Source organism: Klebsiella sp. RHBSTW-00484 (assembly GCF_013705725.1).
GTDB lineage: Bacteria > Pseudomonadota > Gammaproteobacteria > Enterobacterales > Enterobacteriaceae > Klebsiella.
Genome location: NZ_CP055481.1, coordinates 6,027,009 through 6,050,206, shown reverse-complemented (window position 1 = coordinate 6,050,206; position 23,198 = coordinate 6,027,009). Strand labels below are relative to the sequence as shown.

Below are 23,198 nucleotides of genomic sequence, written 5' to 3'. Positions count from 1 at the left end.
TATGTCGCTGGCTAAAGCTTCTCTGTGGACCGCCGCGTCCACGTTGGTCAAAATCGGAGCGGGACTGCTGGTAGTTAAACTGCTGGCGGTATCGTTCGGCCCGGCAGGGGTGGGTCAGGCGGGTAACTTCCGCCAACTGGTGACCGTACTTGGCGTGCTGGCTGGCGCCGGGATCTTTAACGGCGTGACTAAGCTGGTGGCTCAGCATCATGACGATCGCCAGCAGCTGAATAAAGTCGTTGGTACCTCTTCGGCGATGGTGCTCGGTTTTTCAACTCTGCTGGCACTGATTTTTCTGCTGGCGGCTGCGCCGATAAGCCAGGGACTATTTGGTCATCAGCAATACCAAAACATGGTCCGCCTGGTGGCGCTAGTGCAGATGGGAATTGCCTGGGCGAACTTCCTGTTAGCGCTGATGAAAGGTTTTCGCGATGCGGCGGGCAACGCGCTGTCGCTGATCGCCGGGAGCCTGATTGGCGTGGCGGCATACTATGCCTGCTATCGTTTCGGCGGCTATCAGGGCGCATTGCTCGGTCTGGCACTGGTGCCTGCTCTGGTGGTGGTTCCGGCGGCTATCGTGCTGTGGCGACGCGGCAATATTCCGCTGAGCGCCTTGCGTCCGCGCTGGGACAATGGCCTGGCGGGACAGCTGTCGAAGTTTACCCTGATGGCGCTGATCACCTCGGTGACGCTGCCGGTCGCCTACGTGATGATGCGTAACCTACTGGCGGCCCATTATGGCTGGGAGGCGGTGGGGATCTGGCAAGGCGTCAGCAGCATTTCCGACGCCTATTTGCAGTTTATTACCGCTTCGTTTAGCGTGTACCTGCTGCCTACACTCTCTCGCCTGACTGCCAAAGCGGACATCACCCGTGAGATTGGCAAATCGCTGAAATTTGTCCTCCCGGCGGTGGCGGCCGCGAGCTTAACCGTGTGGTTGCTGCGCGACTTCGCCATCTGGCTACTTTTTTCCGACCGCTTTACGGCGATGCGCGATCTCTTCGCCTGGCAACTGGTAGGCGATGTGCTGAAGGTTGGGGCGTATGTTTATGGCTATCTGGTGATCGCCAGGGCCTCGCTGCGTTTTTATATTCTGACGGAAATCAGCCAGTTCACGCTGTTGACCGCATTCTCGCACTGGCTTATCCCGGCGCACGGCGCAATCGGCGCGGCGCAGGCGTATATGGCTACTTATATTGTTTATTTCGCTCTCTGTAGCGGCGTGTTTTTACTTTGGCGTAAACGGGTATGACAGCACTGATACATGTATTGGGATCGGATATCCCCCACCATAACCAGACCGTTCTGCGGTTCTTTAATGACGAGCTGGCCGTCGATGACGAGCAGGCTCGTTCGTTTATGGTCGTCGGTGATGCGACAGGAATTCGCGAAGCGTATCCCGCGCTATCCATCACCTGCTTTGCAGGGAAAAAGTCGCTGGCACAGGCGGTTATTGTGCTGGCAAAGGCCAACCGGCAGCAGCGCTTTTTCTTTCATGGCCAGTTCAATACCGGGCTGTGGCTGGCGTTGCTCAGCGGTGGGATCCGCCCTGCGCAGTTTAACTGGCATATCTGGGGTGCGGATCTGTATGAGAATTCCGCCAGCCTGAAGTTTCGCCTGTTTTATCCACTACGGCGTATGGCACAGGGGCGAGTAGGGCGAGTATTTGCCACCCGAGGCGACCTGAGCTGGTTTGCTGCTCGTCATGCGCGCGTGCCCGGTGAATTGCTCTACTTCCCGACCCGCATGGACCCGGCGCTGAATTCTCTGGCGGATAGCGCCCCGCGCGGCGAGACGCTGACTATTCTGGTGGGCAATTCCGGCGATCGCAGCAATGAACATATTGCGGCGTTGCGCGCGATTCACCAGCAGTTTGGCGATACGGTCAACGTTGTCGTTCCGATGGGCTATCCGGCCAATAATAGCGACTACATCAACGAAGTTCGCAAGGCTGGCGCGGTGCTGTTTAGCCAGCAGCATCTTCAGGTGCTGGGTGACAAGTTAGCGTTCGATGATTACCTTGCCCTGCTGCGCCGCTGCGATCTCGGCTACTTCCTGTTTGCCCGCCAGCAGGGTATCGGTACGCTGTGCCTGCTGATTCAGGCGGGGATCCCCTGCGTACTGAATCGGGAGAATCCCTTCTGGCAGGATATGTCAGAGCAGCATATTCCGGTACTCTTTACCGGCGATACGCTGGATGTGGGCGTTGTACGTGAAGCGCAGCGGCAACTGGCCAGTGTGGATAAAAATCAGATTGCCTTCTTTCGTCCAAATTACCTGACGGGCTGGCAACGAGCGTTGCGGATTGCCGCGGGGGAGGGCGCATGACATTAATGCAATTTAGCGGGCTGCTGCTGGTCTGGCTGCTGTCGACGCTATTTATCGCCACCGCGACTTACTTTGAATTTCGCCGCGTACGTTTCAACTTCAACGTCTTTTTCTCGTTGCTGTTCTTGCTGACCTTTTTCTTCGGCTTCCCGTTGACCAGCATTCTGGTGTTCCGTTTCGATGTGGCGGTGGCCCCGCCGGAAATTCTGCTGCAAACCCTGCTGGTCGCAGTCTGTTTTTACGCGGTTTACTACGTCACCTATAAAACGCGGTTGCGCCCGGCGACCCAGAGTCATCAGCATCGCCCATTGTTTACCATGAATCGCGTGGAGACCCATCTGACCTGGGTGATTCTGCTGGGCCTGGCCCTGCTTTGCGTCGGGATCTTTTTTGCGCATAACGGCTTCCTGTTATTCCGGCTCAACTCCTATAGCCAGATCTTCTCCAGCGAAGTCTCCGGCGTGGCGCTAAAACGCTTTTTCTACTTTTTCATTCCGGCGATGCTGGTGGTCTATTTTCTGCGTCAGGATTATAAGGCGTGGATTTTTTTCCTCGTCAGCACCGTCGCGTTTGGCCTGCTGACCTACGCTATCGTCGGCGGCACCCGTGCGAACATCATCATCGCTTTTGCCATTTTCCTGTTTATCGGCATTATTCGCGGCTGGATTAGTTTGTGGATGCTGGCGGCGGCGGGCGTGATGGGTATCGTCGGTATGTTCTGGCTGGCGCTCAAGCGCTATGGCATGAACGTGAGCGGTGACGAGGCGTTTTATACTTTCCTCTATCTGACCCGCGATACCTTCTCGCCGTGGGAAAATCTGGCTTTGTTGCTGCAAAACTACGACAAGATTGAGTTCCAGGGCCTGGCACCGATCATTCGCGATTTTTACGTCTTTATCCCCAGTTGGTTGTGGCACGGTCGTCCGACAATGGTGCTCAATACCGCTAACTATTTCACCTGGGAAGTGCTGAATAACCATTCTGGCCTGGCTATTTCGCCGACCCTGATTGGCTCACTGGTGGTGATGGGCGGCGTCTGGTTTGTACCGCTGGGCGCGGTGGCGGTTGGGCTAATCATTAAATGGTTTGACTGGCTGTACGAGCTTGGCAACCGGGAGACGAACCGCTATAAAGCGGCGATCCTGCACAGTTTTTGTTTCGGCGCTATCTTCAATATGATCGTGCTGGCGCGCGAAGGGCTGGATTCATTCGGCTCTCGCGTGGTTTTTTTCCTTGTTATCTTTGGTCTCTGCTTGCTGGCGGCAAAGCTGCTGTACTGGTTCCTGGATAGCGTAGGACTGATTCATAAGCGGGTTAAACCGCTGACGCAACCTCAAGTCTGATAAGGGTGTACATGACTGGGACTACATCCGCGCCGTTGTATCTGCTGAGAGGCTTGCAACTCATTGGTTGGCGCGATATGCAACACGCTCTGGATTATCTGTACGGCGATGGCGAGCTCCGCAAGGGGACGCTGGTTGCAATTAATGCAGAGAAGATGCTGGCGGTAGAAGACAACCCCGAGGTTCGGGCGCTGATTGAAGCCGCAGAATTTAAATATGCTGATGGCATCAGCGTGGTGCGCTCATTACGTAAAAAATATCCTCAGGCACAGGTATCGCGCGTGGCCGGAGCCGATTTATGGGAAGCGCTGATGGAGCGCGCTGGCGTTCAGGGAACGCCGGTGTTTCTGATTGGCGGCAAGCCGGAAGTGTTGGCGCAAACCGAGCGGCAGCTTCGCCAGCGCTGGAACGTGAATATCGTCGGTAGCCAGGACGGCTATTTCGCCGCCGATCAACGTCAGGCGCTGTTTGAACGCATTCGCGAGAGTGGGGCGAAAATCGTCACCGTGGCGATGGGCTCGCCGCGTCAGGAGATCCTGATGCGCGATTGCCGGAATGTTTATCCGCAGGCGCTGTATATGGGTGTCGGCGGGACCTACGATGTCTTTACTGGTCACGTACAGCGGGCACCAAAATTCTGGCAGGACCTTGGGCTGGAATGGTTTTATCGCCTGGTGTCGCAGCCGAGCCGGATAAAAAGACAGGCCCGCCTGCTACGCTATTTACGCTGGCATTACACCGATAAGCTTTGACATTCCACTACGTTCTGGCGAGTTTACCTGGGTATTCTGTGTAATGTATTCACTCGCCTGATACTTTATTTGCCATTTCCATAAAATTCATTAACCATTCGCATGCTTAATACGCGACGGGCAGGTCTTGCCGTCGCTCAGGCAGGGCTTTCCATTTTATTTATTCATAAAAATAACCGGGATATATACACCTTCGTTTGGAGTGCAATAAATCCGGAGCAGGGCAAACACAAGAGGCTATATGACTGAGAAAAAAGCGGAACTTCAGCGTGGGCTGGAGGCGCGGCATATTGAGCTAATCGCCCTTGGTGGCACGATTGGCGTGGGTTTATTTATGGGAGCGGCAAGTACGCTGAAGTGGGCTGGGCCTTCGGTCCTGCTGGCGTACATTATCGCGGGATTGTTTGTCTTCTTTATCATGCGTTCGATGGGCGAAATGCTGTTCCTCGAACCGGTAACCGGCTCGTTCGCCGTTTACGCACATCGCTATATGAGTCCGTTTTTCGGCTATCTCACCGCCTGGTCCTACTGGTTTATGTGGATGGCGGTCGGGATATCGGAAATTACCGCTATCGGGGTTTACGTCCAGTTTTGGTTCCCGGATATGGCGCAGTGGATACCAGCGCTGATTGCCGTTGGGCTGGTGGCGCTGGCGAACCTGGCGGCGGTGCGGCTATATGGTGAAATCGAATTCTGGTTCGCGATGATTAAAGTCACCACCATTATCGTGATGATTGTGGTTGGGCTGGGCGTCATTTTCTTTGGCTTTGGCAACGGCGGACACTCCATTGGCTTTGGTAATCTGACCGAGCATGGCGGCTTTTTTGCTGGCGGCTGGAAGGGCTTCCTGACGGCGCTGTGCATTGTGGTCGCCTCCTACCAGGGCGTTGAACTTATCGGTATTACCGCCGGTGAAGCTAAGAACCCGCAGGTTACTCTGCGCAGCGCGGTAGGGAAGGTGCTGTGGCGTATCCTGATTTTCTACGTCGGTGCGATTTTCGTTATTGTGACTATTTTCCCGTGGGATCAGATTGGCTCCAACGGCAGTCCGTTTGTGCTGACCTTTGCCAAAATCGGCATTACCGCGGCGGCGGGGATTATTAACTTTGTGGTGCTGACGGCGGCGCTTTCCGGCTGTAACAGCGGTATGTACAGCTGCGGGCGTATGCTTTATGCGCTGGCAAGAAATCACCAGTTGCCTGCGGCGATCGCTAAAGTCTCGCGTAATGGCGTGCCGGCGGTGGGTGTTGCGCTGTCGATACTGATTTTGTTAGTTGGTTCTTGCCTGAACTATGTCATCCCTAATCCACAGCGGGTCTTCGTCTATGTCTACAGCGCCAGCGTGCTGCCGGGTATGGTGCCGTGGTTTGTGATTCTGATTAGCCAACTGCGTTTTCGCCTTGTGCATAAAGAAGCGATGGCCAGCCATCCGTTCCGCTCTCTGCTGTTCCCTTGGGCGAACTATTTAACGATGGCGTTCCTTATTTGCGTGCTGATAGGTATGGGATTTAATGACGATACCCGCATGTCGCTCTTCGTCGGGATTATTTTTCTGGCGGCTGTCACGCTCATTTATAAGGTTTTTGGCCTCGGACGACGTGGAAACGTTGATAATGTGGCGGAATAAGCGACAAAATGCACAAAGCATGAGCAAACGGTAATTTTCTTTAAAAAGGCACTAGACAGCGGGGTAGGAAGTCCGTAATATCCGACCCCGCAACGGCGCTAAGCGCCCGTAGCTCAGCTGGATAGAGCGCTGCCCTCCGGAGGCAGAGGTCTCAGGTTCGAATCCTGTCGGGCGCACCATTTACCCGGTGCTGGAGCTGCGGTGGTTTAATACCGCGTAAAAAGATTTGTAGTGGTGGCTATAGCTCAGTTGGTAGAGCCCTGGATTGTGATTCCAGTTGTCGTGGGTTCGAATCCCATTAGCCACCCCATTATTTAGAAAGTTGTGAACATGCGATGGTGGCGGAATTGGTAGACGCGCTAGCTTCAGGTGTTAGTGTTCTTACGGACGTGAGGGTTCAAGTCCCTCCCTTCGCACCACGACTTTATAAAGAATTGAACTAAAAATTCAAAAAAGCAGTATATCGGCGAGTAGCGCAGCTTGGTAGCGCAACTGGTTTGGGACCAGTGGGTCGGAGGTTCGAATCCTCTCTCGCCGACCAATTTTGAACCCCGCTTCGGCGGGGTTTTTTGTTTTCTGAATTTGCCAAAAATTCTCTTATCCCCATGATCTCACTAAAAATATCTCGCTGATTGTGACGCGATTTATTATGCGGAATACTCCCAATTCAGTACTCTCATAGATGCAATTTCCGTAGATCCTGTGCGATAATGAACGGGTAGATGCTCATTCCATCTCTTATGTTCGCCTTAGTGCCTCATAAACCCAGGAATGATGCAGAGCCGTTTACGGTGCTTATCGTCCACTGACAGATGTCGCGCAAGCCTCATCAAACACCATGGACATTACGTTGAGTGAAGCACCCAATTTGTTGTCAAACAGACCTGTTTTAACGCCTGCCCTGGTTTCAGAGCAGGCGTTTTTTTATTTGGGAGCGTGAAGCATTTGCAGAAGGGGGGTGCTATCGCCCCCAGTGGAGGCGATAGTGAAGATCGAGCTTACTGCTGTGGATTGTTTTGTAACGTCAGCAGCAGGCCGTCGCGGCGCATTGTTGCGGCTTCTTCCGGTTGATTCAGACGATCGAGGATATCGGCCAGCCACGCGTAATCAAACGCATCCGGACGTTGCTTGAGCGCGGCGCGGAACGCGATGCTGGCTTCCTGCCACTCGCCGTGACGCATTAACGACTGTCCCAGCGTGCTCCACAGCAGCGGGCGGTCACCGACCGTTTTGAGCTGCTGGCGCAGCACCTTCTCCAATTGCTCTGGATTATTGGTTTTCAGCCGCGGAATCGGCATCACCAGACGGTCGTCGTAGTGCTTTTTCAGGCCGTCGATAATAATCTGCTGAGCGGTATCATGGTCATCGCTTTCGATAAGGCGATTAGCCATTGCCACCTGTAGCGCCACCTGGCTGCGAGTTTTACGACTCTGGCTTTTCCACCAGTCGCGCAACCCTTCGCTGCCGCCATCGGCCAGCGCTTTATCCATCAGACCAATCCACGCCAGCTGTTCCAGCTCAGCGCGATGCTCTTCGTCGCTGACGTTGGCTTTTGCCATTGATGGAATGATATCCAGCAGTGAATTCCAGGCTCCGGTGCGGATATAGGCCTGCTCGGCCAGACGCAGCACTTCTGGATGACGCGGCGTGATTTCCAGCAGTTTGTCGATGCCGTGACGTGCTGCGTGGTTTTCATTGCGCGCCAGTTGCAGACGTACGCGAGTGATTTCGACCGGGATCAGATCGTCACCGGCCAGTTCGGTTGCGCGTTCCAGATGCTGGTTAGCGCGAGCTTCATCACCACGCTGCTGGGCCGCTTCCGCCGCCAGCAGGTAATTTACAACCGGTTGTTCCGCGTGATCGGCATTTTTTGCCATCAGCTTCTCAACCTGCTGATAATCGCCTTCTGCCAGCTTCAGCAGCGCCTGTTCGGTTTGCTTGCGGGCGCGACGGCGTTTACGGCCAACGAACCAGCCGCGGGTATGCGCGCCGGTGCGGAAAATACGCCGCAGCAGCCATTCAATCGCAAACAGGACCACCATGGTGAGGATCAGAATGATCGCTAACCCGGTGACGCTGGTTTCGATATTGTAGTTGTCGGTCTGGATCAGGACGTAGCCCTGATGTCCGGCGATCATCGGTCCAACGATAATTCCAGCGAGCAACAGCGCGAAGAGTAAGAGAATTTTCAACATGCGTTACTCTCCTTGTGGCGCAGGCGTTGGCGCGGGGGCTGCTGGCGTCGGTGCCGGGGCGTTGCTCTGCGGCGCGACGGGCTGCGCCATCAGATTACGGACCCGCGTCTGCATGAGTTTTTCAAGCAGGCCCTGGCTCTGCAGGGTTTCCGGTACGTCCATAGTGATGCTTTGCTGACTGAGTTTATCCACATCCTCAAGGAAGGCCTTGGTAGTGGCATCGTCAGTATCGTAGTAGGCGCGAACCCAGGTGGAGACGTTATCCAGCGCTTGCTTGTAAGTCTCTTCCTGATGGCGTGGCACCGCCTGCGCCGCGACTAGCAGACGTGAGCGAATGTTCTCACGCAGGTAGACATCCTGATTCGGTGCCAGCAGCGGCACGGCCGTTTCATCGCGACGACGAACGGTAATAAAGCTGTCCATAAAGTTCTGCCAGCTTTTTTGCAGATTTACCCGCCATTCGCTGATGGAACTGGATAGCTCATCGCTATCGGAATCCATCGGGGAGTCATCATTGTTATTGTCTGCCAGACGCAAATTATCGATCTGATTGGCAAGCTGGTTCACTTTCAGGATGATGCCGTCATAGTCCACCTGACTCACGGCGGAAAGCGAAGCGATATCGTCGGTGATGGCGCGGCGAGCGCTAATCAGGCTCGGATCGTTCATATCGGCGAGGCTGGCGTCGGCGCTCTTTAGTAGCGCGGCGGCGGTCGTCACGTCCTGATCGCTCCACAGCTTGCGCCCGGCCAGTTTCACCAGAAAATCTGCCTGCGCCAGCAGCCAGGTTTTGGCGTCGCTACCGGAGATAATGGCAACTTTTTCCTGTACCTCTTCAAGCTTCTTCGTTAGCGAATCTTGTTGGCGCTGGGCTTCCGTCAACTGGTCGGCTTGCTGCTTAATAATGCCTTCGAGTTCGCTTTTTTGGCTTTCCTGCGCTTTTTGCAGCGCGGCGATCTGGCTGGATAGCTCGGCGCTGGTTTCGCTCTGACGGGTTGCCTGAGTTTTCGTGAGGCCGTAAAGGCCTACGCCAGCGGCGAGGGCGATAGCAATCGCTATTGCGCTCAGGGCGAGACTGGTTTTACTGCCGCCGTTTTTCTTTTCTACATTATTCTTTTCTGGCTGTGGTGTCTTTTCCACGGCCTCCCTGGTCTCTTCAACCACGGCGGATTGATTCTGTTGTTCCGTCATTATGGCTTCCAATGTTGAGAGTTATTGTAATGCGCGTAGCAGCGCATCGTTGTCGGCGCTATCGGCAACCTGGATATCCTGCCAGCCCAATTCCCTGGCTTGTTCGGCCAGACGTTCACTGACAACTAAAATGCGACAGCTCAGGAGCCAATGTTCGCGGTACCACTGCGGTATTAGCGTCCAAAGCTGCTGCAGCATCTCACCGCTGGTAACGACCAGCGTTGAAACTCCGCGATTCTGCCAGCGCATTGCTTCTTCTGCGCCATCATAGTGCCTTGCACTACGTTGATAACATTCACAAAAAGTGACATCTGCGCCGCGTTCACGGAGCGTTTCACCGAGTAATTCTCGCCCACCATTGCCGCGCAGAATGAGGGCTTTTTTCCCCGCAATGTTTTGTAATTCAGGTAATTGTAGCAAGACTTCACTGATTTCCCGATCTAACGGATAGCGAATATCATGATTGCTGACTTTGTGCAGGGCTAGCGCAGTGGTGCGGCCAATCGCAAAATAATCAGGCGCAGAGGGCCAGCGTAGGCCCTGTTGTTGCAGGCGGGCGTGGGCAAACTCTACAGCATGCTGCGATAGTGCGAAGAGTAAATCGCCTTCCGTCAACCTTGCCAACTGGTTGCTCAGTGCGGGGAGCTGACGACCAGGGGTAAACTCAATGAGCGGAAAGCTCCAGGCCACACGTCCCTGCGCGCGCAGGCGACTGACCAGCTCTTCGCCTTGCGGCAGAGGACGGGTGACCAGAATGCTCATCGAGGCGCAACTCCTGCATATACAGCGGCGAGAATGTCGCGAGCGCCGTTATCCAGCAGTTCTTCAGCGAGGGAGACGCCGAGGGTTTCGGCATCTTCCGCACGACCGCGTCGTTCGCCGCGAACCATCTGCGAGCCATCCGGCGCACCGACCAGCGCGCGTAACCAGAGTTCGCCGTTGATAAGCTCAGCATAGCTGCCGATGGGGACCTGACAGCCGCCTTCAAGACGGGTGTTCATCGCCCGTTCGGCGCGTACGCGTATGGCCGTTTCCGTATGATTCAGTGGGGCCAGCAGCGCTTTAGTCCACTCATCGTCAAGACGGCATTCGATACCGACCGCGCCCTGACCCACTGCGGGCAGGGATTGCTCTGGTGACAGCGGCTGGCGAATCCGCGCTTCCAGCTTCAGGCGCTTCAGGCCCGCCGCCGCAAGAATAATGGCATCATACTCACCGCTGTCCAGTTTACCCAGGCGCGTGCCGACGTTACCGCGCAGAGAGCGGATCACCAGATCCGGACGATCGGCGGCCAGCTGGCACTGACGGCGTAAACTTGACGTGCCAACAATGCTGCCATGCGGCAGTTCATCAATAGACGCATAGTGATTTGAGACAAACGCATCGCGTGGATCTTCGCGTTCGCAAATGGTGACCAGTCCCAGTCCCTCGGGAAATTCCACCGGGACATCTTTCATGGAATGGACGGCAATATCGGCGCGACCGTCCAGCATGGCCAGTTCTAATTCTTTGACAAACAGGCCCTTGCCACCCACTTTCGCAAGGGGGGTATCAAGGATCACGTCGCCGCGGGTGACCATTGGCACCAGTTCGACCGAGAGCTGCGGATGGCAGGACTCCAGGCGTTCTTTCACATAATGTGCCTGCCATAGTGCAAGCGGGCTTTGCCGTGTGGCAATTCTCAAAACTTTGTCTAACATGCTTGTTACCGTCATTGTCGACCACTAACCATCCTAACATTGTTGTCTTAGGGATGTTAGTTTTGTGGGGGAAGGGTCTCGGCCTTCTTTTTTAGCCTTTCATGCGCCAGCCGGTTGCCGTAAACGTAGTGAAGAATTTACACATAGTAAACGGTGCTACACTTGTATGTAGCGCATCTTTCTTTACGGTCAATGAGCAAGGTGTTAGATTGATCACGTTTTAAACCATTTGTCAGTCAGCAGTTCATCACAACCACACCGACGACGAATGGTGACGGTTTTTGTTGAAATACTGAAATCCTCCGTACTATTGTACGTCGGGTTTTTGAACATCAGGCGATATGTCTTGTACCTCTATATTGAGACACTGAAACAGAGACTGGATGCCATCAACCAATTGCGCGTAGATCGCGCCCTTGCTGCCATGGGACCCGCTTTCCAGCAGGTTTACAGTCTACTGCCGACATTACTACATTATCATCACCCGTTGATGCCGGGTTACCTTGACGGTAACGTTCCCCGAGGCATTTGCCTCTACACGCCTGATGAAACCCAACGCCACTACCTTGACGAGCTTGAACTGCACCGTGGAATGCTGACGCAGGAGCCGCCGAAAGGCGAACTGCCGATCACCGGACTTTACTCCATGGGCAGTACTTCATCCGTCGGCCAAAGCTGCTCTTCCGATCTCGACATCTGGGTTTGTCACCAGGCCTGGCTGGATACTGATGAGCGTCAGCTGTTACAGCGTAAATGCAGCCTGCTGGAAAGCTGGGCGGCATCGCTGGGCGTTGAAGTCAGCTTCTTCCTGATCGATGAAAACCGCTTCCGTCATAATGAAAGCGGTAGCCTCGGCGGCGAAGACTGCGGTTCAACCCAACATATCCTGCTGCTGGATGAGTTTTACCGTACTGCCGTGCGTCTCGCCGGGAAACGTATTCTGTGGAATATGGTGCCGTGCGATGAAGAAGAGCATTACGATGATTACGTGATGTCGCTGTACTCGCAGGGGGTACTGACGCCGAACGAATGGCTGGATCTCGGCGGCCTGAGCTCGCTGTCGGCGGAAGAGTACTTTGGCGCCAGCCTGTGGCAGCTCTACAAAAGTATCGACTCGCCGTATAAAGCGGTGCTTAAAACGCTGCTGCTGGAAGCTTATTCCTGGGAATATCCCAACAACCGCCTGCTGGCGAAAGATATCAAACAGCGCCTGCATGACGGCGAGATCGTCTCGTTTGGTCTCGATCCGTACTGCATGATGCTGGAGCGAGTAACCCTCTATCTGCAAGCCATTGAAGACGAAACGCGCCTCGACCTGGTGCGTCGATGTTTCTATTTAAAAGTGTGTGAGAAGCTGAGCCGCGAGCGCGCCTGTGTCGGCTGGCGTCGTGAAGTGGTTAGCCATCTGGTGAAAGAGTGGGGTTGGGATGAAAAGCGTCTGATGATGCTCGACAACCGGGCCAACTGGAAGATTGACGAAGTACGCAAGGCGCACAACGAGCTGCTTGATGCGATGATGCAAAGCTATCGCAACCTGATTCGCTTTGCGCGCCGCAATAATCTGAGCGTTTCCGCCAGTCCGCAGGATATTGGCGTGCTGACGCGTAAGCTGTACGCCGCATTTGAAGCGCTGCCGGGGAAAGTCACCCTGGTCAACCCGCAAATTTCACCGGACCTGTCTGAACCGAATCTGACCTTTATCCACGTGCCGCCGGGCCGTGCCAACCGCACCGGTTGGTATGTCTATAACCGCGCGCCGGATATGGAATCGATCATTAGCCATCAGCCGCTGGAATATAACCGTTATCTTAATAAGCTGGTGGCCTGGGCCTGGTTTAACGGCCTGCTGACGTCACGAACTCGCCTGTTTATTAAGGGCAACGGCATTGTCGATCTGGCTAAATTGCAGGAGATGGTGGCCGATGTGTCGCACCACTTCCCGCTGCGCCTGCCTTCCCCAACGCCGAAAGCGCTGTACAGCCCTTGCGAAATTCGCCATCTGGCGATCATCGTTAACCTGGAATATGACCCGACGGCGGCCTTCCGCAATCAGGTGGTGCATTTCGACTTCCGCAAGCTGGACGTTTTCAGCTTTGGCGAAGAGCAAAAATGCTTGATTGGCAGCGTTGATCTGCTGTATCGCAACTCGTGGAACGAAGTGCGTACGCTGCACTTCAACGGCGAGCAGGCGATGATCGAAGCGCTGAAAACCATTCTTGGTAAAATGCATCAGGATGCCGCGCCGCCGGACAGCGTGGAAGTGTTCTGTTATAGCCAGCATCTGCGCGGGTTAATCCGCACTCGCGTGCAGCAACTGGTTTCTGAATGCGTCGAGCTGCGTCTCTCCAGCACTCGCCAGGATACCGGTCGCTTTAAAGCGCTGCGCGTTTCCGGGCAGACCTGGGGCCTGTTCTTCGAGCGTCTTAACGTCTCAGTGCAGAAGCTGGAAAACGCCATTGAGTTCTACGGTGCGATTTCACATAACAAACTGCACGGCCTGTCGGTACAGGTGGAAACCAACCACGTCAGGCTGCCGCAGGTGGTGGATGGTTTTGCCAGCGAAGGGATTATTCAGTTCTTCTTTGAAGATGCGGATAACGATAACGGTTTTAACATCTATATCCTTGATGAGAGCAACCGCGCTGAGGTGTATCACCACTGCGAAGGCAGTAAAGAGGAGCTGGTGCGCGACGTCAGCCGCTTCTACTCGTCATCCCATGACCGCTTTACCTACGGTTCGAGCTTTATCAACTTTAACTTGCCGCAGTTCTATCAGATTGTTGATGTCGATGGCCGCGAACAGGTGATCCCCTTCCGCAGCCAGGTGATTGCCGCTGCGACCCTTGCTGCAGGTGAGGATTCCGCGACATCATCGATGTTGCAGCACTACTCTTGACCTGCCGCATAGACCTGTGATTCCGTGCTGGTAAATTTCCCGGGGGCGCTTCGCTTGCTCGGGCTACGAGTACGTGCGGTGTAGTGTTTTGTAGCCCGGACAGATGCGTTAGCATCGCCTCCGGGGAAAATCGAAGCTTGCCGCCTTAACGAAAACTCACTTCTTCACCGGCCTGATTCGTTGCCGCCTGTTCCAGTAGATCCCAGAAGCTTTCGCCGCTGCGGTCGCAAATCCACTCATCGCCTTTTAGGTCGAAATGATAGCCGCCTTGCTTGGCTGCCAGCCACACCTGGTGCAGTGGCTCCTGACGGTTAATAATGATTTTGCTGCCATTTTCAAAACTGATGGTCAGCACGCCGCCGTTGATTTCGCAGTCGATATCGCTGTCGCCGTCCCAGTCATCCAGACGTTCTTCGATGGTCATCCACAAGGTATCGGCCAGGCGATGGAATTCACTGTCGTTCATGGTTCTGTCCCGCTTTTTTGATAGTGGCGGCAGTATAGCGCAATCTACGATGACTTCGGCAGGTCACGCAGGCGGATAAACAGGAGCAAAGTCACGATCGCCATCGCCAGTAGCCCATAGCGTGTGCTCTGCAGTCGGCTCTGCTGATAATGACTCAGGATGTTCATCAGATCGCCGGAGGCCAGGTTTTGCGTTTGTATAAACTGATGAAAAGCGCGATCGCTTATCCAGGGAATGAAGTTGAGATGCTCAACGATTTGCCGGGCGGGCAGGCTGATGGCCAGGTCGTGCTGTACCTGATATTTCATCAGGAAGGTTAACACGGTCAGCATAACGGTACTGATCAGCGCCATTCCCAACGCTTGCCCGATATCACGCGAAGCCGCCTGAACGCCACCTGACTGCTCTGCGTGATGATTTCCCGCGCCCGTAGTGACCAGTATCGGGGCATTGGCTGCGATTGTCCCCATTCCCGCGCCTATCAAACAAAGCCCCAACGCCATAAGCGCAGGGGTAAACCCGGTTACGTGCAGCGCCACGGCGGCAATAAGAGCCCCAGACAACCCCGCAATCAGCCCCATTTGGCACTGACGACGCGGGTTTCGCTGCTGGATAAACAGCGGCAACCCCAGAGAACAGGCGGCGAGGCAAATCGCAAAAGGGAGTATCAGCAACCCGGTTTCCATTGCCGATACGTTTTTGACGATTTGCGCAAAACTCACTACGGTGAAAATAGCGGAGCTGTAGGCAAAAAATATCCAGCCTGTGAGATATAGCCCATGGCGCACAAGGCGCGTTTTGAGGAACACGGAGGGAAGGAGCGCGTAGCCGGTTTTGGCTTCAAAATGGCGCTCCCAGCGCAGCATGATTAAAAGCACGATAAGACCACTGAGCGTGACGAAAGGCGCGGGGCTCAGGCCAAGAACGTTTACTGAGGCATCAAAGGGCATAATCAGCCCCCAAACCGGGATGCGCAGAATACCGAAAATCGTCAGGAATAACCCCAGGGTGCCTAACAGAAATCCCGGCGTATCGAACGGGATCGACGTCCGTTTCTTATCGGCGCTGGGGATGACGGTGGAGCAGAGTAAAATAAGCAGCGCCAGCAGACCAAGCGAAGCAAACGCCACGCGCCAGCCGACGTGATCGAGTAAATATCCGCATAATATTGGCCCGCAGGCGAATGAAATACCGCTGGAGGCACCCAGCGCGCCAAAAGCGGTGACGCGTTGTCGCTGTTGATAAAGTGAGGAGATCAGGCCGAAAACGGCAGGGATCATCAGGCTGCCGCCAATCCCGGCCGTCAAACGCGCACCCCAGGTAAAGACGGTGATAGACGGTGAGAAAAATGCGCCAACCTCAGCAAGGATAAAAATCAGGCACCCGATACGGAACAACATTCGCCAACCCCAGATGCACCCCAACATGCCTCCTGCGACCATAAACGTGCCCGCAATAAGCGGGTACATTGTATTTGCGGTACTGATTTGCCCCAGCGTGGCGTGCAGGTCGCTCATCAGTGCCTGAGTGGCAATGCTGAGCGTGACGTTGTCGGCAGAGGCCAGAAACTGTGCGAAGCACAGGACAATCAGGGGTAACCAGCTTGTCTTCGTGGGGTTATCGACCACAGGGGATTTCCTTGTTGATAGAAACGACAAAACGCGCCCTTCCTTGCGGGGGGCGCGTTGTTGCTAGTTATTTTCAGGTCTTAACTCAGGTTCTGGACTTTTTCGCACGCGGTTCTTCTCCTGCGACGTCATCGGAACCTTTGGCGCGAACAGGCAGATTCCGCGTTCCGAATAAAAACAGTAGCGTCATTACAGCGGTGGCCATCATGCCCGCCCGCGTGGCTTTCAGGCGCGCGGTTTTATACACCTGATTGAGTTCAGAGACATCTTTTTGCTTAACACCCTGATCCAGCATCAGCTTAGTAAAACCGGTGTCGCTGAGGTAAGGGATCACGGACATATTCGCCACCTTCTGCTGTGTATCCTGGCTTAGCGATGCGTCGTTGCTTGCCATTCCCTGTACCGTCATGGTGATCGCCGTCAGCATGACCATACCGCAGACCGCAACGCCGATGGCCTGGCCTACGTTACGCGATGTTGCTTGTACGCCACCGGACTGCTGTGCATCTCGTGCTGGCAGAGCGCTGGTTACAATATAGCTGGAGTAGGCGGAAACGATGCCCATGCTGATGCCTATCAGACACATCCCTACCGGCACGATCATGCTGAAATCAGACGGACCGAAGCCGAAGATGCACAGAACGGAACCGAGCGTGCCGATCAGCAGCGCGCTTTGGCACATCCGTTTCGGGTTAGCGTTTTTCCACACAATCGGCAGACCCAGCGAACACACTACCACGCCCAGCGCAAACGGCAGGATCATCAGGCCGGTTTCGATACCGTTCAGTCCGGCGACAACCTGCACAAAGCTCACGGTAACAAAAATACCAGAGCCATAGGCAAGGAAGATAAATGCGGTCAGGTAGAGGCCGTTACGCACCTGCGGCGTGGCAAGGAACGACAGCGGGATCAGCGCGCTGCCGGTTGTGGCTTCGCGATGGCGCTCCCATTTCAGCATAATCGCCAGTACCACCAGGCCAAACAGCACCAGGAACGGCGCCGGACTCATGCCCATAATCGTGAACGGCGCGTTGAATGGCGTAAGCAGACCCCAGCTTGATACTTTCAGGAAGCCGAGGATCACGCTGAACAGGCCGATGACGGTCAAAACTACGCCCGGCAGATCGAACACCACTTTGCGATCCGGCTTCGCTGGCGTAGGGACCAGGAATGAGCCGCTGAAGATGACGATGCACAGGCAGGCGATGGCGGCAAATGCTGCGCGCCAGCCGAGATGGTCAACCAGCAGGCCGCAAATCAACGGCCCGGCGGCGAAGGAGACCCCGCTTGCTGCCCCGATGGCACCAAAGGCAATGGCCTGCTGACGACCCTGATAGTTACTGGCGATCAGCCCCAACACGGACGGGATCATAAAGCTCCCGCCAATACCGGAAAGCAGGCGAGCGCCGTAGGTGAAGACGATCATGTTCGGTGAGAAGTAGGCGGTCAGTTCAGCAAGGAACAGCAGCGCGCAGCCGATGCGGAAGGTTTTTTTCCAACCAACGATAAGCCCGGCCATACCGGCGGCAACCATCAGGGAACCGGCAGCCAACGAATACATGGCGTTGGCGATGCTGATAAGATCCATTGAGGCGTGCAGGTCTTTCACCAGCGCGCCGGTGGCGATGCTCAGGGTGGCGTTATCGCCGGATGTCGATAGCTGGGCGAGACACAGCACCAGCAGCGGTAGCCACTTCATTGCCGTATCGGCGGACGCGTTGCGCGACATACCGGGAGAGTTAAGAACGGTATTGGTAGTCATAAAAAGGTTCTGTGGTTAGTTTCAGGCAAAAGTGGCCCGCCCGATGGCTATCATCGGGTGGGCAACAGGAAAAAGGTTTACTGGATTGGCTGTTTCTTACCGCCCAGCACGGTGCCCCATACCTTCACATCTTTAAGCTGGACCGGCTCAATGGCCTGCGGATCGTCTTCCAGCACCGTGAAGTCGGCGTATTTGCCGCATTCGATGCTGCCGATCAGATGGTCCATTTTCATGGTCCATGCCGCGCCCAGGGTCATGGCGTGCAGCGCCTGATCGACGGAGATTTTCTCCGCTTCGCCCAGCACGCGTCCGGAGGCGGTGAGGCGGTTAACCGCGCACCAGCCGGTGAACAGGGGGTTGATGGGCGTGATACCGCAGTCGCTGTGGAAAGCGAAAGGAATACCGTGACGTACCGCGCTGCCGCAGGCGTCCATGCGCATCGCGCGCTCTGGGCCCATGGTTTTGCTGTAATGCTGATCGCCCCAGTAATAGACGTGATTGCTGAAGAAGTTCACGCACATACCGATCTCTTTAATGCGTTTAAACTGATCTTCACGCAGCATCTGCGCGTGCTGCATCACTGCGCGGTGGTTAACTGCCGGAATGCGGTTCAGGGTCTTCTCAACGGCTTTAATAAACGCTTCCGAAGCCTCGTCGCCGTTACAGTGACAGTGAACCTGGTAGCCACGGGACATAATGTCATAGACCTGCTGCTCCACCTCTTCCGGAGTGGCGTTCCACGCGCCGTTATGGCCATCCAGATAATAGAACGGTTCCAGCATACGTCCGGACCCGCCCTGGATAGAGCCGTCGAGGAAGATTTTCATCGGGCCGAAATGCATTTTTTCGTGGCCGTGGCGCATCACGTCTGGGGCAAAATCCAGCGCTTGCTGGAACGGTTTCTTAACGAATGGAGGACCGTAGGCTACCAGCAAGCGAATCGGGAAATCCTCTTCACGGGTCATGCGGATGTAGTTGGTCATCAGCTCAGGATTGCTGAAATCGGTCAGACCCATATCCGCCGCGCTGGTACAGCCCGCGCGAAACGCTTCCTGGCCGAAATTGGCGATGGCGATTTCGGTGGTCAGTTCATCCCAAAAACCATATTTATTTAGAATCGGCCCCATGGCGGCAAATTCCACCAGCTCGCCGTGCAGCGTACCGTCTTCGTTTTTCACCACCCCTTCAATCTGGCAGTCGTCAAAAATCCCGCAATCGTGCAGCGCGGCGGTATTGGCGCCCATCAGGTGGATGCTCATATGGATAACAGCGACCGGACGGGTAGTGGAAACCCGGTCAAGATGCTCGCGTCCCAGCTTCTCGCTGCCGAAATAAATCGGGTCAACGCCCCAGGCAATCAGCGGCGCGTGCGGGTCGGTCATCGTGCGTTCAACGGCCTGCAGCGCGCTGACGACATCATCAAAAGAACGGCAACCCTGCCAGATTTTACCAGTATGGTCCGGGCGGTCGTAATATCCGACGTAAGGGAACTGCCACATGCCGCCGCCAGTGACGTGCGAATGGGCCTCAATCAGGCCAGGCATCAGTACTTTATCAGCGAAGGTGTTATCCATCTGGTATTCGCCAAAACCGGTGAGTTCTTCAAGCGTGCCGGTGCCTAAAATACGGTCGCCACGCACCGCCACATGGGTCGTTTCCGGGCGGTTCGGACACATCGTAATGATTTTCTTAGCGGCAAAAATCGTGATTTCTGATGCTGACATAGTTGGCTCAATCATTCTGGGTTCTGAGAGTGATGAAAGACGTCGCTTTCATCATGAGTATTAATACATCTATGCTAATTGTCATATTGGATGTATAACAGGGCCAAAAACCCACGATATTAAGGTGCCAATTTGTCGATCACTCTGCCTTTTGATTTAACGGGGATAAAGCTGGATGCTGGGCGAAAGCGTAGCGAGCAGCTCTATCGTGCGCTGAGAGAGAAGATGATGAGCACGCCCGGTCTCCACGGCGCGAAGCTGCCTGCCACGCGTGAGCTGGCGCGGCTGCTGGGCGTTTCGCGTAATACGGTGGTATCGGTCTATGAGCGCTTATATGCCGATGATTTGATTGAGACCCGGCAGGGCGATGGCACCTATATTCGTTTTCGGGGGCAGGAGGTTGAAGAAGGCCCGGAAGTCCCGGAAATTCCCGCTTTGCGCGTAGACTCGCGCTTGCCGCTGACGGCGCGGTTTAACCGCCATTTTGTTCACGATGGCCCGCCGAAGGCATTTCGCATTGGTATGCCAGCGATTGACCATTTTCCGTTTGATACCTGGTCCCGGCTGCAAAACCGTTTCTGGCGGCGTCGACCCATCGCGCAAATGGGCTATGGCGTACCGGCGGGGGATTTACAGCTACGAGAGCTTATCGCCAGCTATCTGCATACTTCGCGCGGCCTGAAGTGCGATCCGGCCCAGGTGATTATTACCCTTGGCGCGCAGCAGGCGATTATGCTGTGCTCCGCATTACTGCTGCGCGCGGAGCAGGATGTGATCATGGAAAACCCCTGCCACTGGGCAGCGGCGGGCGTATTTTCCTGTCTGGGTTTGAATATTAAAGCGATCAACGTAGATGATGAGGGGCTTCAGACGCAACAGCTGGCGGATTATCCCGATGCCAGGATGGTCTACGTCAGTCCGTCATGTCAGTACCCGACCGGTGCGACGCTCTCGCTGCCGCGGCGTATGGCGCTGCTGGAGTGGGCCAGAAAGCATCAGGCGTGGATTATGGAAGATGATTACGACGGTGAGTATCGCTATAACGGCACGCCGCTGATGCCGCTCGCCGCGCTGGATAACCGCCATCGGGTTATTTATATCGGTTCGTTTTCCAAAGTGATGTATCCCGCGCTGCGCCTGGGCTACATGGTCGTTCCGCAACAGCTGGTGGAGCCGCTGAACCTGCTGCGCACGCTATCGACCCGCCAGCCGCCAATGAACGATCAGCAGGTGATGGCGAGCTTTATTTCGGAAGGTCATTTCCAGCCTCATATTCGCCGGATGCGCAGAATCAGCAAAAGCCGTCGCGACCTGCTGTTGGCCGAGTGGAATCAACATCTGAGCCATATTGGCGTGATGCCGGAGGTGGCCTCGGGGCTGCATGCGGCGATTACGCTGGACGATGCTGAAACCGAAAATCGCCTTGTGAGCCAGGCTCAGGCGGCTGGAGTTGAGATTACGCCGCTGAGCGCGCTGTGGATCCCGGGTACCCCGGAAAGCCGCCACCATTACGGTATCGTGCTGGGATTTGCGGGCGTCATGGAGGCGGATATTGTGCAGTCGATACAGGTGCTCAAAAAATGTTGGGAGTAAGTCTCGTAAGCGGCGTTGCGCGCTGGTTCCCGGAGGCGATGCTGCGCATCTGTCCGGGCTACCGGTCTGCAGACGATGGTGAACCAGTAGCCAGGTTTGTCATTAGTCTCTGTTATCACTTTTTCTCCGCTGCCCTGCGGGGGATGAATTTGCTTTCGGCACCATAGCTGCGATATTTCCCTTCATCGATAACCAAATCGTTATCCTCGTTTATATATGCCGCCTCAGGCCGCGCCGTCTTGTAGCGCCACATATCGCCTTCCAGGAATGCATAGACATAGCGATCGTCATGAGCGAATAGTTGAGAAAACTCGCCGTCGGGCAGTTTTATGCGCACCATCTTGCCAGCGGTCCGGACGGTTAAAACGCTATCCTCGCTCACCACATAAGCGCGATTGCTATCGGTAACGTTAATCCCGGTATCCAGCTCTAACTCCGGGTCGGCAATTTTGATAATGCTCAGGCGCTGGTCCAGAAAATCTCGGTCTTTCACGATATAAACCCGATCTTTGTACTGCGCTATTGCGCGGCTAATAACGTTAAAATTTTCAGGGGCGACGTCAGGCAGCGTCTCTACCCGGCAATCGTTGCCGCGCGGGGTGGCGGTGCGGGTACGCCACGTGACTTTGCCCAGTTGCATATCAAAAATATCGGTGCAGTTCCGGCCATACGAAAGGCGCTTTTCGCCGTGTTTATCGCGATAAATCAGCAGCGAGCCGGGCATCCAGCGCACCACCTCAAAGGAATCGGGATCGGCGTTAATCGGTTCGCCGTTGATAAACACGTGGTTGATGTTGCGCACGAGAATATCCCACGGCCCGGCGTTACGGGCCGGTTCGCAGGAACTGTAGTCGATGAGTGACCCGCGCTGATCCCATGATTTTAAGCCCAGCAGGACGAAGCCGTCAGCGCTACCCAGGCGGCGTCCGTGATAGTAGAGATTGTGCCGATCTTTCACGATGTCGCTGGCGTCACCTTCAGCTAAATCGCTGTCGATCTCTTCCAGCGTTGCCATATCCAGCGGGTTGTCTGCGGGATTATCGTCAGTACGTTCGCCGTCAAAGTAGAGGCTCTGTTTATCGGCGGCGAAGCGGCCATAGGCGCGAAAGCTGGCGACATCAGCGCCGATGACTTTTTTACCCGCCCACAGGATTTGTCGGCCATCGCTCAGCCAGGCGTGGTGATAATCGCAGATCGCCGGGACGTCATTAAACGACGTGCTACAAGCCCATGTATCGGTATTGATATTGCTTAGCGGCGTGGTTTCATTGGGCTGTGATAAATCGGCAATGCGCTGTAAATGGGCAAAGTCGACGCCGGTAAGGCGGGAAATAATCTCCGGCGGTTCACTTTGGGCGGTATACAGCGTCTCTTCACCCTGCTGCTGGTAGTGAAACTCTGCTGCGTGAGCTAGCGGTATTGCCAGCGACAAAAAGGTGGTAAATGCAAGGTGCGGCTTTTTCATAAGCCATCCTGACCTGAATTTTTAAGACACTGGTCAACGAGAGTGAGTTTTGAATCTCCCTCTGCATCTGTGTCAAACCTGGACTCCTGTGGGCAACCGCTGGCACGACGATAAAGCTGGCTACGGCTCCAGGTATACACGTAGCGATCGTCATAATCTGGCGCGTTGTTGCGAATATGCAACGTTCCGGCGGGGGTAAACACCTGAACATCCCCGAACTGGCGAATAAAATAGCCGTGGCTTTTTCCCGCGCTGAGACGGCTATTAATCACCAGGCCCGGCGAGTCCAGCGTAATGGTCTCCAGCTGTTTTTCGCCGAAGAACGACAGTTTATCCACGTACAGGCGGTCGCGATATTGCGCGACGTTATCGACGCCCTCACTGTAGACTAAGCCTGCTGGCGCATTTCTCAATGACGCTGAGTTATAGCTCCAGGTGGTGGCCTGCGCCTGCGGTATAAGCAGGAAGAGCAAAGTGGTTAGCAGCGTGAATTTTATATGCATTACCTCATCCTTGCGTTCTTTGCCC

General features: G+C 55.1%; 17 protein-coding genes and 4 tRNA genes. 11 read left to right on the top strand and 10 right to left on the bottom strand.

All coding sequences use genetic code 11. From position 1 onward, the window contains the following. Window position 1: 1 nt before the first annotated feature. The 9 genes from wzxE (at window position 2) to HV213_RS28420 (ending at window position 6,591) form a co-directional block, all read left to right on the top strand. Entirely contained in the window at window positions 2–1,252 is a 1,251-nt protein-coding gene (gene wzxE, locus HV213_RS28460; protein ID WP_181484163.1) for a lipid III flippase WzxE, read from the top strand. Further along, the gene (locus tag HV213_RS28455) at window positions 1,249–2,328 is read left to right on the top strand and encodes a TDP-N-acetylfucosamine:lipid II N-acetylfucosaminyltransferase (protein WP_181484162.1); all 1,080 of its coding nucleotides are present in this window, start codon (window positions 1,249–1,251) and stop codon (window positions 2,326–2,328) included. The genes wzxE and HV213_RS28455 overlap by 4 nt, the downstream gene beginning before the upstream one ends. Beyond that, the gene (gene wzyE / locus HV213_RS28450; RefSeq protein ID WP_181484161.1) at window positions 2,325–3,671 is read left to right on the top strand and encodes an ECA oligosaccharide polymerase; all 1,347 of its coding nucleotides are present in this window, start codon (window positions 2,325–2,327) and stop codon (window positions 3,669–3,671) included. Before HV213_RS28455 ends, wzyE begins: the two co-directional genes overlap by 4 nt. 11 nt (window positions 3,672–3,682) lie before the next feature. Further along, entirely contained in the window at window positions 3,683–4,423 is a 741-nt protein-coding gene (gene wecG / locus HV213_RS28445; protein WP_181484160.1) for a lipopolysaccharide N-acetylmannosaminouronosyltransferase, read from the top strand. Window positions 4,424–4,664: 241 nt separating this feature from the next. Continuing rightward, window positions 4,665–6,050, top strand: coding sequence for a bifunctional threonine/serine APC transporter ThrP (gene thrP, locus HV213_RS28440; protein WP_181484159.1), 1,386 nt, complete (start codon window positions 4,665–4,667; stop codon window positions 6,048–6,050). 102 nt (window positions 6,051–6,152) lie between these two features. Next, window positions 6,153–6,229, top strand: a tRNA-Arg gene (locus HV213_RS28435). 55 nt (window positions 6,230–6,284) lie between these two features. Next, window positions 6,285–6,360, top strand: a tRNA-His gene (locus HV213_RS28430). A gap of 22 nt (window positions 6,361–6,382) precedes the next feature. Further along, window positions 6,383–6,469, top strand: a tRNA-Leu gene (locus tag HV213_RS28425). Between the two features lie 45 nt (window positions 6,470–6,514). Then, window positions 6,515–6,591 (top strand) — tRNA-Pro (locus HV213_RS28420). A 457-nt stretch (window positions 6,592–7,048) separates the two neighbouring features. On the opposite strand, the gene hemY is transcribed toward HV213_RS28420, so the two are convergent. Genes hemY through hemC form a run of 4 tightly spaced genes read right to left on the bottom strand, consistent with a single transcriptional unit; the run spans window position 7,049 to window position 11,136 of the window. Further along, the gene (hemY, locus tag HV213_RS28415; RefSeq protein ID WP_181484158.1) at window positions 7,049–8,245 is read right to left on the bottom strand and encodes a protoheme IX biogenesis protein HemY; all 1,197 of its coding nucleotides are present in this window, start codon (window positions 8,243–8,245) and stop codon (window positions 7,049–7,051) included. 3 nt (window positions 8,246–8,248) lie between these two features. Then, window positions 8,249–9,436, bottom strand: coding sequence for a uroporphyrinogen-III C-methyltransferase (gene hemX / locus HV213_RS28410; RefSeq protein ID WP_181484157.1), 1,188 nt, complete (start codon window positions 9,434–9,436; stop codon window positions 8,249–8,251). Between the two features lie 21 nt (window positions 9,437–9,457). After that, complete coding sequence (gene hemD, locus HV213_RS28405; RefSeq protein ID WP_181484156.1) at window positions 9,458–10,198, bottom strand: uroporphyrinogen-III synthase; 741 nt, start codon at window positions 10,196–10,198, stop codon at window positions 9,458–9,460. Then, complete coding sequence (gene hemC, locus HV213_RS28400) at window positions 10,195–11,136, bottom strand: hydroxymethylbilane synthase (protein WP_181484155.1); 942 nt, start codon at window positions 11,134–11,136, stop codon at window positions 10,195–10,197. The genes hemD and hemC overlap by 4 nt, the downstream gene beginning before the upstream one ends. Window positions 11,137–11,482: 346 nt before the next feature. On the opposite strand from hemC, the gene cyaA reads away from it, so the two are divergent. Beyond that, on the top strand, window positions 11,483–14,032 hold the full coding sequence (gene cyaA / locus HV213_RS28395) for a class I adenylate cyclase (protein ID WP_110276873.1): 2,550 nt from the start codon (window positions 11,483–11,485) through the stop codon (window positions 14,030–14,032). A 145-nt stretch (window positions 14,033–14,177) separates the two neighbouring features. Here cyaA and cyaY read toward each other — a convergent pair whose 3' ends face one another. From cyaY to HV213_RS28375, 4 genes are all read right to left on the bottom strand, one after another. Beyond that, on the bottom strand, window positions 14,178–14,498 hold the full coding sequence (gene cyaY, locus HV213_RS28390) for an iron donor protein CyaY (protein WP_181484154.1): 321 nt from the start codon (window positions 14,496–14,498) through the stop codon (window positions 14,178–14,180). Between the two features lie 44 nt (window positions 14,499–14,542). Further along, window positions 14,543–16,126 carry an MFS transporter gene (locus HV213_RS28385; protein WP_181484153.1) on the bottom strand — a complete coding sequence of 528 codons (1,584 nt, stop codon included), beginning with the start codon at window positions 16,124–16,126 and terminating at the stop codon, window positions 14,543–14,545. Between the two features lie 85 nt (window positions 16,127–16,211). Beyond that, window positions 16,212–17,888, bottom strand: a complete 1,677-nt coding sequence (locus tag HV213_RS28380; RefSeq protein WP_181484152.1) for an MFS transporter — start codon at window positions 17,886–17,888, stop codon at window positions 16,212–16,214. Window positions 17,889–17,965: 77 nt separating this feature from the next. Next, window positions 17,966–19,612, bottom strand: coding sequence for an amidohydrolase (locus tag HV213_RS28375; protein ID WP_181484151.1), 1,647 nt, complete (start codon window positions 19,610–19,612; stop codon window positions 17,966–17,968). A 132-nt stretch (window positions 19,613–19,744) separates the two neighbouring features. Here HV213_RS28375 and pdxR point away from each other — a divergent pair, with 132 nt between their 5' ends. Continuing rightward, on the top strand, window positions 19,745–21,205 hold the full coding sequence (gene pdxR, locus HV213_RS28370) for a MocR-like pyridoxine biosynthesis transcription factor PdxR (protein ID WP_181484150.1): 1,461 nt from the start codon (window positions 19,745–19,747) through the stop codon (window positions 21,203–21,205). Between the two features lie 115 nt (window positions 21,206–21,320). Here the strand turns inward: pdxR and HV213_RS28365 are convergent, their stop codons facing one another. Together HV213_RS28365 and HV213_RS28360 are read right to left on the bottom strand one after the other, a co-directional pair. Then, complete coding sequence (locus HV213_RS28365) at window positions 21,321–22,670, bottom strand: hypothetical protein (RefSeq protein ID WP_181484149.1); 1,350 nt, start codon at window positions 22,668–22,670, stop codon at window positions 21,321–21,323. Next, complete coding sequence (locus HV213_RS28360) at window positions 22,667–23,173, bottom strand: hypothetical protein (protein ID WP_181484148.1); 507 nt, start codon at window positions 23,171–23,173, stop codon at window positions 22,667–22,669. Before HV213_RS28360 ends, HV213_RS28365 begins: the two co-directional genes overlap by 4 nt. Between the last annotated feature and the right edge of the window lie 25 nt (window positions 23,174–23,198).

What these genes read in the sequence shown, in the direction of transcription:
- hemC (WP_181484155.1), bottom strand. Translation starts at nt 11,136, where the DNA reads ATGTTAGACAAAGTTTTGAGAATTGCCACACGGCAAAGCCCGCTTGCA.
- hemX (WP_181484157.1), bottom strand. Translation starts at nt 9,436, where the DNA reads ATGACGGAACAACAGAATCAATCCGCCGTGGTTGAAGAGACCAGGGAG.
- HV213_RS28380 (WP_181484152.1), bottom strand. Translation starts at nt 17,888, where the DNA reads ATGACTACCAATACCGTTCTTAACTCTCCCGGTATGTCGCGCAACGCG.
- HV213_RS28455 (WP_181484162.1), top strand. Translation starts at nt 1,249, where the DNA reads ATGACAGCACTGATACATGTATTGGGATCGGATATCCCCCACCATAAC.
- cyaY (WP_181484154.1), bottom strand. Translation starts at nt 14,498, where the DNA reads ATGAACGACAGTGAATTCCATCGCCTGGCCGATACCTTGTGGATGACC.
- wecG (WP_181484160.1), top strand. Translation starts at nt 3,683, where the DNA reads ATGACTGGGACTACATCCGCGCCGTTGTATCTGCTGAGAGGCTTGCAA.
- wzyE (WP_181484161.1), top strand. Translation starts at nt 2,325, where the DNA reads ATGACATTAATGCAATTTAGCGGGCTGCTGCTGGTCTGGCTGCTGTCG.
- HV213_RS28360 (WP_181484148.1), bottom strand. Translation starts at nt 23,173, where the DNA reads ATGCATATAAAATTCACGCTGCTAACCACTTTGCTCTTCCTGCTTATA.
- thrP (WP_181484159.1), top strand. Translation starts at nt 4,665, where the DNA reads ATGACTGAGAAAAAAGCGGAACTTCAGCGTGGGCTGGAGGCGCGGCAT.
- wzxE (WP_181484163.1), top strand. Translation starts at nt 2, where the DNA reads ATGTCGCTGGCTAAAGCTTCTCTGTGGACCGCCGCGTCCACGTTGGTC.
- hemY (WP_181484158.1), bottom strand. Translation starts at nt 8,245, where the DNA reads ATGTTGAAAATTCTCTTACTCTTCGCGCTGTTGCTCGCTGGAATTATC.
- HV213_RS28375 (WP_181484151.1), bottom strand. Translation starts at nt 19,612, where the DNA reads ATGTCAGCATCAGAAATCACGATTTTTGCCGCTAAGAAAATCATTACG.
- HV213_RS28365 (WP_181484149.1), bottom strand. Translation starts at nt 22,670, where the DNA reads ATGAAAAAGCCGCACCTTGCATTTACCACCTTTTTGTCGCTGGCAATA.
- hemD (WP_181484156.1), bottom strand. Translation starts at nt 10,198, where the DNA reads ATGAGCATTCTGGTCACCCGTCCTCTGCCGCAAGGCGAAGAGCTGGTC.